The following is a 14,703-nucleotide window of genomic DNA, read 5'->3' on the forward strand; positions in this document are numbered from 1 at the left end:
TAGCCGACGTCGAGCTTCTGGAACGCCGTCTCATACGCGTAGAGGGCGAGGGAACGCGTGGAGTACAGCGGGCCGCCCTGCGTCATGATCAGCGTGACATCCAGGTTCGCGGACGCGAAGTTCAGCAGCTGCATGACGCTGACGAGCACCGTGGTGGGCATGACGCTCGGCCAGGTGATGCTCCACAGCTGCCGCCATGCGCTGGCGCCGTCGAGGGCCGCCGCACTGTAGAGGTCGTCGGGGATCCGCTGCACGGCGGCGAGGTAGAGCAGGATCACGACCGGGAGGGCGAGCCAGATCATCATCACGCTCAGCGCGGGCACGGACCAGGTCGAGTCGGACAGCCAGGAGGGCGGGGCGATGCCCACCGTGCGCAGCAGAGCGCTCAACGGACCCTGCCGCGGAGAATAGAGGGTCGCCCAGAGCACACCGGAGACGGCGACGGAGACGACGATCGGCACGAAGTAGAGAAACCTCAGTGCGCCCATCCCGGGGAGGTTCGCGCTCACGAGCACCGCGAGTGCGAACCCGAGCACGATCGTCGGCACGATCCCGAAGGCGAGGAACTTCAGCGTGACGAAGAGCGCCGGCAGGACGGCCACGTCACTGCCGAGACGCAGATAGTTCTCCAGTCCGACGAAACGCGGGGCCCCGAAGAAGTCCCAGGAGAAGAGGCTCAGCGCGGCACCCGTGAGTGTCGGCAGCAGGATGAAGACGCCGAACATCACCAGGCTCGGGGTGACGAGGACCGCTGCGGCGCGGGCGTCCTGGTCCGCCGTCGCGGAGCGCCGCCTCCTGCGCCCGGGACGGGGGGCCGGGCCGGCCGGCCGCTGCGGGGAGCTCGGGCCCCCCGCAGCGGATCTGACGATCGTGGTCACGCCTCAGCCTTTCGCAGCGAGGCGCTTGTCGAGCTCGGCCTCCACCGCGCCGTAGGCCTCTTCGACGCTCTTGCCGTTGAGGACGACCTCCTGGAGGGCGTTGTTGAGGAGCTCGTTCATCGAGGTGGACATTGCGACGGGAAGCGTCGGGGCGAGGATGGCGTCCCTGGCCGAGGACTCCGTCGTCGCGATCAGGTGCGCGGGAAGGGGATGATCGTCGTCACGCCACGCCCCGTTCTCGATTCCGTCGACGGTCGGGGGGACGACCCCGTTCTTCTGCGCCGGGACCATTCCGCCGTCCGTCTTGTAGAACCAGCTGAGGAACGCCCACGCGGCGTCCTGCCTCTGCGACTTCTTCGTCACGGAGAGCCCGTAGGATCCGCCGCCGATGACCGGGATGCCGTTCTGGGACGGGACGGACGACACGTCCCAGTTCTTCAGGCTCTCCCGGTAGGTGTTGACCCCCGGCCGGGCCTGGATGACCATCGCCGCCTGCCCTCCGTCGAAGTAGTTGGTGAGGGTGTTCGACACCTCGTACGGGGTGCCGAAGCCCTCGGTGTAGGGAGCGAGGAGCGTCTTCCACGCGTCGAGGGCCTTCCCCGAACCGATGCCGGTCTTCCCGGTGTCCTTGTCGTAGACCTCGGCGCCGTACGCCTGGAGCATCGGGAAGTAGACGAAGCCGGTGCTCCCCTGCCCGGCGGGGCTCTGCAGCCCGTAGTACTGGCCCTTGCCCTTCTCGGTGATCTCCGCGGCCACCCGGTACATGTCGTCCCAGGTCCAGTCGGCGCTCGGCAGCTCGGTCACCCCGGTGGCCGCGAACACGTCCTTGTTGTAGAAGAGCATGCTCGTGTCGGCACTGACCGGAAGACCCGTGACCTCGTCGTCCACGGCGTACTGCTCGAGGAACTGGGGCAGGAAGGTCTTCGACGTGAGGTCCCCCTTCTCCAGTCGTCCGCTGAGGTCGGCGAGCAGATCCTTGCTCGCGAGCGTCGCATTCAACGAGTCGTAGTTGAAGACGATGTCGGGGAGGTCGTTGCTGAGGTTCTTGGTCACCAGCGACTGGACGATGTCGCTCCCCTCCGCGAGGTCGACGACCTTGACCGGGACGGCGGGATCGGTGGCGTTGTACGCGTCGGCGTATGCCGTGAACTGGTCGACGAGCGACGCGGTCATGCCGAGCACGACGGGACCGCCCTCCTTCCCTTGCGAGGCGGGAGCGCAGCCGGCCAGGCCGCCGGTGACGACGACGATCGTCGCCACGGCCGCGATGCCGGCGACTTTCCGTGTGGGTTTCATCATGTGTCCTGCTTTCGTGTTCGGGTCATTCGGGGGAGGATGCGGTCTCCGCGCTCTGAAGGCTCAGCGCGCGATAGGCCGATTCGACGATGGAGAGGCTCCTGATCGCCGAGGCGCCGTCGGAGGCGGGAGCACGCCCCGTGGCGATCGCCGAGAGGAATTCGTCGAGCATCAGCGCGTCGAGGTCGGGGCCGCCGCCGTACCAGCGCCCGACTCCGCTCCCGGCGGCGAGCCCCTCGGCGAGGCGGGGGAAGGCGTCGAGCTCCACGATCCCCTTCTCACCCACCACGGTGAGGGCGAGGCCACCCCAGGTGGGATGCGACCGAGGGTGGCTCCACCCGCACTCGATCGACGCGATCGGCCCGCCCTCGTATCGCACGGTGACCACGCCGGCCGTCTCCACGTCGACGAGTTCCGGGTAGAGGACGTTGTTCACGGCGGCGTGGACGTCCGCGGCGGCACGGCCGTCGAGAAGCACATCGAGGAGGTCGGCGATGTGCACGGTGTGATCGATCAGCGAACCGCCGCCCGAACGCTCCTTCTCACCGAACCAGGCTCGTTCCCCCACGGGGATCTTGCCGTTGTTCGTCCCGTAGACATGGAGGATCCTGCCCAGTCCACCGGCGTCGACCAGGCGCTTCAGCTCCTGGAACATCGGCGAGAACCGCACCGGATATGCGATCATCAGCTGCACTCCGGCCTGTGCGCAGGCGGCGACCATGGCGCGCCCGTCTTCGACGGTCGTGGCGATCGGCTTCTCGCAGAGGACGTGGAACCCCTGCCCGGCCGCCCACTCGACATAGCGTCGATGGTCGGCGTTCTCGCTCGCCACCACCACGGCGTCGGGCGCCCAGGCCGACACCTCGCGCAGGCTCTGCACGAAGGCCACGCCCACCCGCGCGGCGAGTGCGGCGCCCCGGTCGGGGTCGGATCCCCCGTCCGGATCACAGGACAACAGCTCCACATCCGCCCGTCGGGCCAGCGCACGCAGGTACCCCTCGGCGTGGACGTGGGCGAAGGAGATCACTGCGACGCGGATCATGCGCCTTCCTCCTGAACCGCGACGCCCGAGAGCACGATCTCTCGCCCGTCGAGAGCGGATCGTGCGCACGCCTCGGCGACACGAACCGCTTCGGCGCCGTCCGCCGCGGTCACCCGGGGCGCCGGGCCTCCGGCGAATGCCGTGGCGAACTCGTCGATCTCCCGGTGGAACGGCGTCTCGGCGCTGTCGCCGAGCGGAATGCCGCGTGCTTCGCCGCCGCCGGCGACCGCACCGCGCACGACGAGGCCGGAGCTCTCGGCGGAGTCGTGTCGGATCGTCCCGCCGGTCCCGGTCACCTCGTACGTGGTGCGGAAGGGGGTGCCTGTCGGGCCCCACACCCCGATCACGGTGGAGATCGCGCCCGATCGGTGCTCCAACGTCGCAACCGCGCTCGCCGTGCCGTCCCGATCGGACGATGTGCTCTGACGGGCGTGCACCCGGACGACCTCACCGAAGAGGCTCACCGCCTGGTCGATGTCGTGGATCATCTGGTCGATGATGATCCCGCCGGATCGGGCGGGATCGTGAAACCATGCGGCCCAGTCCGGAGCGGCGCCCGTTCGGGTGAACCGCGCACAGGCGATCCGTCCCAGATCATCATCCGCAACTGCGCGGGCGAGCGCCTCGTACGCAGGGAAGTAGCGGACGACGTGTCCCGGGAAGAGCCTGCGGCCCGCCGCGTGTGCGCGGTGGACGAGCATGTCGGCATCCGCGGCGGTGAGCGCCAGCGGTTTCTCGCAGAGCACGTCGCATCCGGCGTCGATCGCGGAAAGAACGAGGTCTGCGTGCGTGTCGCTGGGAGTGCAGACGTCGATCACATCCGCTCCGGTCACGAGGTCCCGCCACGACTCTGCGACGGTCACCGCGGCCCCGTGTGCGGCGGCGACCGCCTCCGCCGTGCCGTCGGTCGAGTACAGGCGGACGGAGACGCCCAGGGAGAGCCAGGCCGGCAGATGCGCTGCCGCGATCCCGCCGGTGCCGGCCATTCCCACGCGTAGCGCGGACACCGCCGCACGGTGACTCGTCATTGATCCTCCTGGGGGCGTCGACGCCTGACGGGCTTTCACGGCGACGCGTCTTGCGCCGTCCGTTGTCGTTGGCGATACTTACATGAAACCTTTCAAAGCACAAGTGACGGATGCCGAGGAGCCGCCCATGACCGCGAAGTGGATCTCGCACCGCGACGCTCTCACCGAGCCCGATGCCTACTTCCTCGCGCGCCGCGGCGTGCGACTGCTCCGCGTGCCACGGGGCCTCTCCCTCGCGATCACCGCCGAGTCGCGATACCAGCTCTGGGTCAACGGCGAGGAGATCGGCGCGGGACCGTCCCGCGGAAGCGTGGCGGCGGCGTATGTCGACGAGATCGACATCAGCCGAAGCCTCCGGGTCGGGGAGAACTGGATCGCCGTGGCGGTGCACTCGCCGGGCCGGCCCACCTTCACCGCCGCGTCGCCGTTCGCCGCGCTGCACATCGAGACACGCGGATGGGAGGGCGCCGAGGAGCTCATGGGCGTCTTCGACACCGACGAGCGCTGGGAGTGCCACCCCGCGCCCGAGTGGCGGAGGAGGAGCGGTGAATACACCTTCCAGATCGGGTGGATGGAGCATCGCGACCTGCGCCTGACGCTCCCCGGCTGGGCCACGGGGGCATCGGACGACCGATGGGAGGACGCGACGGTGCTGCCCGACGCGCAGATCGCCAAGCAGCTGCGGGAACGGGACACCCCGCCGCTCACCGAGCGTCGCATCGATCCGGAGGAGGTCGTGCATCTCGCGGACGTCCGCCCCGCCGACGATCCGGAGCCGGCACCCGCGGAAGACGGGCCGGGACCCCACCCCATCGCCCGCCTGCTCGCGTCGGAGAGGCATCTGCCCGTCCGACGACCGCTCGACACCTCACCGCGGGACCGACTGGTGATCCCCGCCGGCGACGTCGACCCGGTGCTCCTCCTCCGGTTTCCCCAGGAGGTCAACGGAGGCCTCGCCGTGGAGTTCGAGGCCCCCGCCGGCACCATCATGGACATCGTCTACGACGAGACACTCGTCGACGGGCGAGCGGCCGCCGTCGTGCACGGATACAGCTTCGTCGACCGCGTCATCGCCTCGGGCCGCCGAGAGAGAATCACCCCCGGACTGCACGTGCGCGGCTTCCGGCTGGTCCAGCTCGTGATCCGCAGGGCGGGAGCCGCCGTGACGCTCCACTCCGCGCACGCCGTGGACCGCCGCCACCCCCTCGCCGACGTGGCGTCTTTCGCCGCCTCGGACACCGAGCTCGTGAAGATCTGGGACGGCTGCGTCCAGACGCTCAGCGCCTGCGCGGTGGACACCTTCGTCGACTGCCCGTGGCGGGAGAACGCGCTCTACCTCAACGACCTCCTCGTCGAGAGCCGCGTGGCCCTGCAGCTCTCCGGCGATGGAAGCCTGACGGCGCACTGCCTGAGGATGGCCGCCGACCAGATCTCCGAGGACGGCCTGATCCCCGCCCCGGTTCCGTACGGCCTCGAACCCGGACGGGATCTGGCGTCCTCCGCCCGGCACATGTCCTTCCCCTCGGCGAACCTGTTCCTCCCGCTGATCGTGCGCGACCACCTCCTCCACACGGGCGACTTCGCCCTCGCCGCGGAGATGCTCCCGATCATCGAGAGGATCCTGCGCGCCTGTGATCGGTTCCTGGACGACGACGGACTCGTCGCGCCCCCGCCCGACATCTGGAACTTCGTCGACTGGTCGTTCGAGCTCTCCGATGCCTCGCTCGACGGCCGCGCCACCGCCTCCCTGTCCTGGCTGCGAGTCCTCGCCCTGCAGGCCACGGCGGACCTCCAGGGCTGGTTGAGCGATGACGACGACGCCGGGGACGAGCGTCGGCGCCAGGCGTCGTCCGCGGCTCAGCGCATCGACGACGCGCTCCTCGACGCGCACACGGGGAGATACCGGGAGTGGAGGGCAGCGGGAGCCCCGCAGTCGGCTCTGGCCCAGGCCCTCGCTCTCCTCGCGCATCCCGCCACCTCCTCCGGAGCCCGGCGAGCCGACCTCGCAGACCCCTCGCTCCTCGTCCCGGAGCTGTTCCTCCACCACTTCCTGCTCGAGGCGATGGCCCCCTCGCCGGAGGTCGTCGACGTTCTGCGCGCGCGCTGGGCGCCCATCCTCTCAGCCGGTCCGGGAACCATCTGGGAGAGCGGCGTCTACACGCCGGGTCGCGAGTCTTTCGACGGCGCCGGGAGCCTGTGCCACGGTTTCGCGACCAGTCCCGTCAGCGTGCTGCAGCGTCACGTGCTGGGGATCCGCCCGCTGGCCCCCGGATTCGAACGCGTGCTCCTCCACCCCGTCGCCGGCGATCTCCGCTGGGCGGAAGGCGTCGTCCCCACTCCTCTCGGCCCGCTCCGCATCGGGTGGAAGGCCTCGCGCACGGACCTCGAAGTCACCGTCGACCTCCCGGAGGGCATCAGCGCGGAGCTCGTATCGGGCGAGCTCCTGCCATCGGGACGACACCACGTGACGCTGCCGCTCAGCTGACCCGCCGCATCCCGTCCCCTCCCGACCCCATCGCAAAGGACACCGTGAACACTCTCGTACGAAGCCTCCGCCTCGGCCACGCCGAGAACACCCTCGGCGGAGGTGAGCCGTCGCCGCCCCTCACCTGGACCGTGACCACGGACGACCCGGAGTGGCGCCAGGAGGAGGTGGAGATCGTCGCGACGGGTGCCGACGAAGTGCAGCGCATCCGTCTCCGCACGACGGCCCAGGTCCGCGTGCCCTGGCCCTTCCGGCCACTCCGCTCCCGTGAGCGGGTGTCCGTGCGCGTCAGGGTCGGGCAGGACGGCGCATGGTCGACCTTCAGCGCGCCCTCCGCCTATGAGACCGGACTCCTCCGCGAGGAGGACTGGACGGCGAAGGCCATCACTCCGCACTCGCTCGGCCGCATCGGTGACCCCGCCCCCATCGTGTTCTCGTCGTTCCAGCTGCCCCGTCGCCCCACGATCGCCCGTCTGTACGTCACTGCGCTGGGCGTCTACGACGTCGCGATCAACGGCATCCCCGTGACCGACGAGGTGCTGGCTCCGGGCTGGACGCCGTACCGGGAGCGACTCGCCGTGCAGACCTACGACGTCACCGCGTTGATCCGGGAGGGGGAGAACGAGGTCCAGGCGGTCCTCGGCAACGGCTGGTACCGCGGTCAGCTGGTCTGGGAGGGCAACAGGGCGCTCTACGGCGATCGTCTCGGTCTCCTCGCCCAGCTCGAGATGACCGACGCCGCGGGGCTCCGCACCGTGGTCGGCACGGACCCTCTGCGCTGGCGCGCGACCGCGAGCGGCATCCTCGCCGATGATCTCTATGACGGTCAGTCGACCGACATGCGCGTGCCGGACACGATCGGCGAGCGACAGCGCGCCGAGTCGGAGGAGGTCGACGGCCTCGACCTCGACCTCGGGATCCTCGTCCCCCGTCGTGCGCCCGCCGTACGCGCGACCGAGGTGCGCAGGGCGCTCTCCGTCCACCGCACCGCCGAGGGCCGGACCATCGCAGACTTCGGGCAGAATCTCGTCGGATGGGTGCGCCTGGTCGTACGCGGCGGCACAGCGGGCGACCGGATCGCCGTCCGTCATGCCGAGGTGCTCGAGGACGGCGAGCTGTGCGTGCGCCCCCTGCGCAGTGCGCGCGCGACGGCGAGCTATCTGCTCTCCGGACGCCAGGAGGAGACCCTCGAACCCCGGTTCACCTTCTCCGGCTTCCGCTACGCGGAGATCGACGGCGTCGACGACGTGGACCCGGCCGATGTCTCCGCCGTCGTCATCGGAACGGACCTTCGACGAACCGGGTGGTTCGAGTGCTCCGATCCGCGGCTGAACCGCCTGCACGAGAACGTCGTGTGGAGCACGCGCGGCAACTTCCTCTCCATCCCCACCGACTGTCCGCAGCGCGACGAACGGCTGGGATGGACGGGGGACATCCAGGTCTTCGCCCCCACCGCGGCATTCCTCTTCGACGTCGACGGCTTCCTCGCCGACTGGCTGGAGAGCCTCGCGATCGAACAATACGACGACGGAAGCATGCCTTTCATCGTTCCGCACGTGCTCGGCCCGGACGACGTGAACGCCGCGGGGTGGGGAGACGCCGCCACGCTCGTGCCGTTCGCGCTCCACGAGCGCTACGCCGACGCGGATGTGCTCCGACGTCAGTACGACTCGATGCGCCGATGGGTCGACTGCGTCCAACGCCTGGCGGGCCCCTCGCTCCGGTGGGAGACCGGATTCCAGTTCGGGGACTGGCTCGATCCGTCTTCGCCCGCGGACGACGCCGCGGCGGCGCAAGCCGATCCCGCCGTGGTCGCGACGGCGTACTTCTACCGCTCGACGCGGCTCCTCGCCCGCACCGCGGGGATACTCGGTCACCACGACCAGGAGCAGCACTACGACCTGCTCGCCGACCGGATACGGTGCGCGTTCCTCGAGGCCTACGTCACGCCGCTCGGGCGAGTGATGAGCGATTGCCAGACCGTCTACGCGCTGGCCCTGCAGTTCGACCTCCTCACCGACTCCGCGCAACGGGCCGGCGCGGGGGCGCGGCTCGCGGAGCTCGTCGCGGAGGCGGGGCACCGCGTCAGCACCGGCTTCCTGGGCACGCCGCATGTGCTGGATGCGCTCACCGAGACTGGGCACGCCGACGTGGCCTTTCGGATGCTGACCGCCACGGAGTCCCCCTCGTGGCTGTTCCCCGTGACGATGGGGGCGACCACGATCTGGGAGCGCTGGGACTCGCTACTTCCCGACGGGAGCGTCAACCCGGGTGAGATGACGTCGTTCAACCACTACGCCTATGGCGCGGTCGCCGACTGGATCCATCGAAGGATCGGCGGGGTCACCGCCCTCGACCCCGGATTCTCGAGGTTCCGGATCGGCCCGTTTGTCCGGGGAGAGCTGACCCACGCCTCGACCCGGCTCGAGTGCCCGTACGGCGAGATCTCGGTGTCCTGGCGCCGCGATCGGGACCGTCTCGAGCTCGAGGCGACGGTGCCCGTGGGGACGATCGCCGAAGTGCATCTGCCTGATTCCAGAGAACCCGTCGTCGTCGGGCACGGCGTCCATCGGTTCTCGGCGCAGGTACGACGGATCGAGGCCGATGAATCTATGATGAGAGCCGATCTGCAGACGGTGCCGTCGGGGGAGGGACAGCTGTGAGCAGGGCAGTGGGCATCCGCCAGGTCGCCGAGCACGCCGGCGTCTCGATCGGAACCGTCTCGAATGCGATCAACCGCCCCGAGATGGTCTCGGCGAAGATGCTCGCGCTCGTGCAGGCGACGATGGACGAGCTCGGCTTCGTCCGCAACGATCTCGCACGCCAGGTGCGAATGGGAGGCGGCACGACGCTCGGCATGATCGTGCTGAACGTCGAGAACCCCTTCTTCGCCGCCCTCAGCAACGCCTGCGAGGCCGCTGCGGAGCAGAACGGGTTCTCCGTCGTGCTCGGCAGCAGCAGCCAGGTCCCAGAGCGCGAGGATCGCTACCTCGACCTCTTCGAGGGCCAGCGCGTCGAGGGGCTCCTGGTCGCTCCCGTGGACGGGGTGACCGACCGCATGCGCAAGCTGCACAGGCACGGGATGCCGTTCGTTCTCTTCGATCCCGATGCCGCCGTTCCCGGCTTCTGCACGGTCGCGATGGACGGAGAGGCAGGCGCGCGCCTCGCCGTCTCCCACCTGCTGGAGTCGGGCCGGAACCGGTTGGCGTTCGTCGGCGGACCGCTCCACCAGGTGAGGGACCGGTGGCGGGGAGCCGTGGAGGAGGTCGGCCGGCACCCGGGCAGCACGATCCGGCGCATCGACACGATCGATCAGAACGTCCAGGACGGTCTCGCCGTCGGCGAGGCGATCCTTCGGGAGCCCCCGGAGCGTCGGCCGGACGGGATCTTCGCGGCGACGGACCTCATCGCCATCGGCATCATGCAGGCGCTCCTGTCGGCTCCCGGTGTCCGCGTGCCCGAGGACGTCGCGCTGATCGGCTACGACGACATCAGCCAGGCCTCCACAGCGATCGTCCCTCTGACGACGATCCGTCAGCCGACCGCCGAGCTCGCACGTGCCGCACTCTCGCTCGTCCTCACCGAGCGCGAGGAAGGCGTCGACCACGAGCATCAGCACGCCCTGCTCGCACCTGCTCTCGTCCGTCGCCGGAGCGCGTGAGCACGCCTCCGCCCTCCCGGGAACCCGGCCTCCACCCGCCGGCCCGGTGCGCCGCCGCCGAGACACCCGGATCCCCGCGCATGCAGAGCACCGGGTCGACGCGAGCCCACCGGGCCGAAACAAGCCCCCCGGGTCGACGCGAGCCCACCGGGCCCGACGCGAAGCCGCGGAGAGGTCCTCACCCCTCGCGGATGGTCATCCTCTCGATGGCGTCCCCCGCGACCCGGAACACGAAGCGCGAGCGGCCGTTCGCGAACGAGGACCGCCAGTCCCCGATCACGGTCACCTCGCCCGGCGCCGTCGACACCTCCTCGACGGTGAGCACGCCGCGTGCGCCGAGGAACTCGCGATCGCTCCACGTCTTGATCGCCTCGCGCCCGTCGTAGATCGAGCCCCAGTCGTCCACGACGGGATTCGCGGCGAAGGTGTCGAAGAGCGCGTCCTCGTCGTGCCGGTTGACGGCCTCGATGAAGGATGCCACCGGCTCCGGGATCGTCTGGTCTGTCATGTCCGTCCTCCTGTTCCGCGCGGTCAGCGCGTGGTGTATCCGCCGTTGGCGAAGATGGTCTGACCGGTGATCCACCAGCCGTCGGTGGCGAGGAAGCGCACGATCGGCGCGATGTCCTCGATCTGCGTGAGCTGGTTCCCCATCGCCTGCGACTTGTGGAACGCCACCCGCTCGGGCGTCTCCTGTCCATAGAAGAACGGCGTGTCCATCGGCCCGGGGGCGATCGCGGTGACCGAGATGCCGCGCGGGGCGAACTCCTTGGCCGCGGCCCGGGTGAAGTGCTCCACCGGGCTCTTCCCTCCCGCGTACGTGGAGTATCCGTCGGTGAACGCGCCGAGCAGCGAGGTGACGATCGTGATCGCCTTGCCGCCGTCGGCGAGATGCTGCCCGGCCTCCTTCAGGAAGAAGTAGGCGGCCTTCGCGTTGATGTCGAACATCGCGTCGTACTCGTCCTCGGTGGTCTCGACGATGGGCTTGCGGAGCACCTTGCCGACCGTGTTCACGGCGACGTCGATCGGACCGAGCCCGTCCGCGGCGTCGGCGAAGAGGCGGGTGACGTTCTCCGGCTGCGTGAGGTCGCCGGAGAGCAGCACCCCCTTCGCGCCCGCGGCCTGCACCGCGGCGAGGGTCTCCTCGGCCTCGGCCCTGCTCGACGCGGAGTTGTAGTGGATCGCGACGTTCGCGCCGGCCTCGGCCGCCTGCCGTGCGATGAGTCCGCCGAGGTTCTTGCCGCCTCCGGCGATGAGGACGTTCTTCCCGCTGAGTGTGTGGATCGTCATGAGCGATTCCCCCTATGTATCGTTGGTATGTATATGTATATCATTGATACAGCGATACGGTAACAGGGTGATCGAGCATTCGCCCGCGGATACCCGGACGCGGCTCATCGACGCTGCGGCCGACCTCATCGCGGCCGCGCCCGGCGAGGACTTCTCGCTGCGAGCCGTCTGCGATGCGGTCGGCGTGAAGCTGCCCACGCTCTACCACTTCTTCGGCAGCAAGCAAGGCCTCATCGACGCGGTCGTCGAGCGCGGATTCGACATGTACCTCGAGGCCAAGGGCGCACAGGAGCCGAACGGCGACCCGATCCACGACATCCGCGCCGGGTGGGACGCCCATGTAGCGTTCGGCATCGCCCATCCGGGGTTCTACACGCTGATGTACGGCAAGGTGCGTCCCGGATACAGCCCGGACGCGCAGGAACGGCCGAGCGAGCTGCTCCGCGGGCTCACCGCCCAGGCAGCCGCACAGGGGCGCCTGGCGGTGGATCCGGTTCAGGCCGCTGCGCACATCCTCGTGGCGAACATCGGCGTGACGCTCCGCCAGATCATCCTCGCCGAGCGCGACGACGCCCTGTCCGCCGCCGTGCGCGAAGGGGTGATCTCCGCGATCACGGGCACCGCCCCCGCCGAGACCCGCTCGGCGGTCAATGCGGTGATCGAGCTGGCGTCGTCGCACCCCGAGACGCTCGGCGTCGCCGAGACCGCTCTGCTCATCGGCTGGCTGCAACGCCTGCGCGATGAGGAGCGCTGACAGTACCCTTCCGGTATGAGAGCGAAACTCCAGAGCGTGGTTGTCCTCGGCCTGATGCTCGCCGCCGGCACCCTCGCGATCACCCCCGCCGCCACCGCCGCCTCCCCCGGCTGGCCCGATTCGACCGCCGCCGCCTTCAACCTCGGCGGCACGGTCAACGGCCAGTACGTCGACTCCTCCGGAGGGGTCTTCACGGGCAACGGCCAGATCGTCGTCGACGTCGACGGCGCCTTCACCGCCGGCAATCCGGCGTTCGTCACCGCCACCGGCGCCTCGAAGATCGCCGGAGAGGCGTGCATCGGACAGGAGAAGGGGACGACACCGTTCCCCACCCTGTGCGACACGACCACCGTCGTCACGTCGTCCGCGCCGGGCAACGATCCGATGTACTTCAGCATGCTCGCCGGGTCGTCGCAGCCGTCGAACGCGCCGACGAACTCCTGCGTCGACGGCGGCGACTTCTGCCACAACTTCCACGGCACCGCGACCGCGGGCGCGATCGTCGGCCAGCCCGGTGTGCGCTACGAGGGGACGGATGCGCTGCGCACCGCAGGTGCCGCCGTCGGAGCGCGCGTGTTCCAGATCAAGATCGGCGGCGGCGACTCGACGACGGGGCGGATCGGCTGGCCGCACGAATCCGTCGTCGACGCCCTCTACTGGATCAACAAGGTGCTCTCGGAGACCAGCGGCTACAAGGGCAAGATCGCCGCGGTGAACCTCTCCGTGTCGGGAGGCACGCTCTCCGAGAGCGCGCTCTGCGGTGCCGACGGCATGAAGGTCGACGCTGCGGCCGCGCTGCTGAAGGCCAAGGGGATCGCCGTCGTGATGGCCGCCGGGAACGACGGCATCCACGGACGGGGCACGTGGAACTGCGGGCCGAACATCGTCCGCGTCGGCGCCACGAACATCGCCACGCCGCACACCCTCACGAGCTACACCAACCGCGGGTCGAGCGTCGTGCTGCACGCCCCGGTCGGCGATGCGAACCGCGCACAGGAGAACATCCTCCTGCTCCCCTGGAAGTCGTCCGGCACGTTCTACGTCTCAGGCACGTCGTTCGCCTCCCCGCAGGTCGCAGGGGCGTATGCCGTGCTCCGTCAGAAGTTCGGATACACGCCGACCGTCGACCAGCTCACCGCGCTGCTGCAGAGCACCGGCACCCCTGTCACCGGGACGAACGCCGCCGCCAACGCGGTCGACGTCAACATCAAGGCCGCCCTCAACGGGACCCCCTGATTCCGGGGAGGGCGATCCGGGCCTGGGGCTCCACCACCGGGAACCCGGGCGGAGCCCCCTCACCCCGGAGACACAACGGCGCCCGGCCCCGCAGAGGGGACCGGGCGCCGTGCCGCCGGATCAGTCGGCGATCTCGGTCTTGAACGCGTCGGGGTTGTCCTTCAGCCAGGCGGTGACCGCCTCGGCCTCCTTGCCCTTGCCGAACTTGTTCACCACGTTGTCCTCGAGCGACCCGTACTGGGCGTCGTCGAGCTTGATGCCGGCGATCAGGTCGGCGGCCTCCGGATACTTGTCCGAGAAGCCCTTCGTGGCGAGGAAGTGCAGCTTCTCGGGCTTGCCCATCGCGCCCTTCGGGTCCTTGAGGTCCTTCACGGGGTACGCGTCGTTGGCCCAGAACGGACGCCAGAGCGTCACGACGATGTCCTGCTTCTTGTCGGTCGCCTTGCCCAGCTCGGTGAGCATCGCGGCGGTCGACGAGGTGACCAGCTCGTACTCGTCGCCCAGGCCGTACTCGGGGATCATCGAGTCCTGGGTCTGCTTGGTCAGGCCCGCACCGGGCTCGATGCCGATGATCTTCCCGCCGAAGCGGTCGGCGTTGCCCTTGAGGTCCTCGATCGAGTCGATGTCGGTGTACTCGGGAACGGCGATCGTGAGCTTGGCGTTGTCGTAGTAGGCGCCGAGGTCCTCGATCTTGGAGCCGTATTTGTCCATGTAGGACTTGTGCGTCAGCTCCGGCCAGGCCGAGGGGTAGATGTCGACGTCGCCCTTGGAGAGTCCGGTGTACAGCGGACCCGCCTCGGTGAGGGTCTTCATCTCGACCTTGTAGCCCACCTTCTCCAGCTGGTCCTTCAGCAGGTAGGCGGTGCTCAGTCCGTCGGTCCAGGAGGGCAGGAACCCGAGGGTGATCGTGCCCTTGCCGTCGGAGCCCTTGTCACCACCGGGCTTTCCGGTGTCTCCGCTGGCGCAGCCGGCGAGGGCGATGGATGCCGCGGCGGCGAGCGCCACGATCCCGGTGAGGTGTCGCTTCTTCATGATG

At 69.4% G+C, this 14,703-nt stretch carries 12 protein-coding genes; 5 read left to right on the top strand and 7 right to left on the bottom strand.

Annotated elements, in window-relative coordinates; translation table 11 throughout:
• The 4 genes from ABWO84_RS12100 to ABWO84_RS12115 form a co-directional block, all read right to left on the bottom strand.
• The coding region (locus tag ABWO84_RS12100) for a carbohydrate ABC transporter permease (RefSeq protein ID WP_353114846.1) at window positions 1-878 on the bottom strand (878 nt) is incomplete at its 3' end.
• Window positions 879-881: 3 nt separating this feature from the next.
• Window positions 882-2,177 (bottom strand): extracellular solute-binding protein, encoded by a 1,296-nt coding sequence (locus tag ABWO84_RS12105; protein WP_353114848.1) that lies wholly within the window; start codon window positions 2,175-2,177, stop codon window positions 882-884.
• Between the two features lie 22 nt (window positions 2,178-2,199).
• Window positions 2,200-3,216: a Gfo/Idh/MocA family protein gene (locus tag ABWO84_RS12110; protein ID WP_353114850.1), complete on the bottom strand. Its 1,017-nt coding sequence runs from the start codon at window positions 3,214-3,216 to the stop codon at window positions 2,200-2,202.
• On the bottom strand, window positions 3,213-4,244 hold the full coding sequence (locus tag ABWO84_RS12115) for a Gfo/Idh/MocA family protein (protein WP_353114852.1): 1,032 nt from the start codon (window positions 4,242-4,244) through the stop codon (window positions 3,213-3,215). The genes ABWO84_RS12110 and ABWO84_RS12115 overlap by 4 nt, the downstream gene beginning before the upstream one ends.
• 127 nt (window positions 4,245-4,371) lie before the next feature.
• Here ABWO84_RS12115 and ABWO84_RS12120 point away from each other — a divergent pair, with 127 nt between their 5' ends.
• From ABWO84_RS12120 to ABWO84_RS12130, 3 genes are read left to right on the top strand one after another with little or no spacing between them, the layout of a single operon-like run.
• Entirely contained in the window at window positions 4,372-6,729 is a 2,358-nt protein-coding gene (locus ABWO84_RS12120; protein ID WP_353114854.1) for an alpha-L-rhamnosidase-related protein, read from the top strand.
• A 44-nt stretch (window positions 6,730-6,773) separates the two neighbouring features.
• Window positions 6,774-9,392, top strand: coding sequence for a family 78 glycoside hydrolase catalytic domain (locus ABWO84_RS12125; protein WP_353114856.1), 2,619 nt, complete (start codon window positions 6,774-6,776; stop codon window positions 9,390-9,392).
• Window positions 9,389-10,390: a LacI family DNA-binding transcriptional regulator gene (locus ABWO84_RS12130; protein ID WP_353114858.1), complete on the top strand. Its 1,002-nt coding sequence runs from the start codon at window positions 9,389-9,391 to the stop codon at window positions 10,388-10,390. The genes ABWO84_RS12125 and ABWO84_RS12130 overlap by 4 nt, the downstream gene beginning before the upstream one ends.
• Window positions 10,391-10,568: 178 nt before the next feature.
• On the opposite strand, the gene ABWO84_RS12135 is transcribed toward ABWO84_RS12130, so the two are convergent.
• Together ABWO84_RS12135 and ABWO84_RS12140 are read right to left on the bottom strand one after the other, a co-directional pair.
• Window positions 10,569-10,898: a nuclear transport factor 2 family protein gene (locus ABWO84_RS12135; RefSeq protein WP_353114860.1), complete on the bottom strand. Its 330-nt coding sequence runs from the start codon at window positions 10,896-10,898 to the stop codon at window positions 10,569-10,571.
• Between the two features lie 23 nt (window positions 10,899-10,921).
• Window positions 10,922-11,677 carry an SDR family oxidoreductase gene (locus tag ABWO84_RS12140; RefSeq protein ID WP_353114862.1) on the bottom strand — a complete coding sequence of 252 codons (756 nt, stop codon included), beginning with the start codon at window positions 11,675-11,677 and terminating at the stop codon, window positions 10,922-10,924.
• Between the two features lie 67 nt (window positions 11,678-11,744).
• Between ABWO84_RS12140 and ABWO84_RS12145 the strand changes: the two genes are divergently transcribed.
• Together ABWO84_RS12145 and ABWO84_RS12150 are read left to right on the top strand one after the other, a co-directional pair.
• Window positions 11,745-12,431, top strand: a complete 687-nt coding sequence (locus tag ABWO84_RS12145) for a TetR/AcrR family transcriptional regulator (protein WP_353114864.1) — start codon at window positions 11,745-11,747, stop codon at window positions 12,429-12,431.
• Window positions 12,432-12,446: 15 nt separating this feature from the next.
• The gene (locus ABWO84_RS12150) at window positions 12,447-13,667 is read left to right on the top strand and encodes a S8 family serine peptidase (protein WP_353114866.1); all 1,221 of its coding nucleotides are present in this window, start codon (window positions 12,447-12,449) and stop codon (window positions 13,665-13,667) included.
• A gap of 120 nt (window positions 13,668-13,787) precedes the next feature.
• On the opposite strand, the gene ABWO84_RS12155 is transcribed toward ABWO84_RS12150, so the two are convergent.
• Window positions 13,788-14,699 (bottom strand): glycine betaine ABC transporter substrate-binding protein, encoded by a 912-nt coding sequence (locus ABWO84_RS12155; RefSeq protein ID WP_353114868.1) that lies wholly within the window; start codon window positions 14,697-14,699, stop codon window positions 13,788-13,790.
• Window positions 14,700-14,703 lie beyond the last annotated feature (4 nt).

This window comes from Microbacterium sp. (assembly GCF_040394595.1).
Classification (GTDB): Bacteria; Actinomycetota; Actinomycetes; order Actinomycetales; family Microbacteriaceae; genus Microbacterium.

Excerpts from the sequence above, each read along its gene's own strand:
- ABWO84_RS12110 (WP_353114850.1), bottom strand. The coding sequence starts at position 3,216 with ATGATCCGCGTCGCAGTGATCTCCTTCGCCCACGTCCACGCCGAGGGG.
- ABWO84_RS12120 (WP_353114854.1), top strand. The coding sequence starts at position 4,372 with ATGACCGCGAAGTGGATCTCGCACCGCGACGCTCTCACCGAGCCCGAT.
- ABWO84_RS12115 (WP_353114852.1), bottom strand. The coding sequence starts at position 4,244 with ATGACGAGTCACCGTGCGGCGGTGTCCGCGCTACGCGTGGGAATGGCC.
- ABWO84_RS12105 (WP_353114848.1), bottom strand. The coding sequence starts at position 2,177 with ATGATGAAACCCACACGGAAAGTCGCCGGCATCGCGGCCGTGGCGACG.
- ABWO84_RS12135 (WP_353114860.1), bottom strand. The coding sequence starts at position 10,898 with ATGACAGACCAGACGATCCCGGAGCCGGTGGCATCCTTCATCGAGGCC.
- ABWO84_RS12150 (WP_353114866.1), top strand. The coding sequence starts at position 12,447 with ATGAGAGCGAAACTCCAGAGCGTGGTTGTCCTCGGCCTGATGCTCGCC.
- ABWO84_RS12155 (WP_353114868.1), bottom strand. The coding sequence starts at position 14,699 with ATGAAGAAGCGACACCTCACCGGGATCGTGGCGCTCGCCGCCGCGGCA.
- ABWO84_RS12140 (WP_353114862.1), bottom strand. The coding sequence starts at position 11,677 with ATGACGATCCACACACTCAGCGGGAAGAACGTCCTCATCGCCGGAGGC.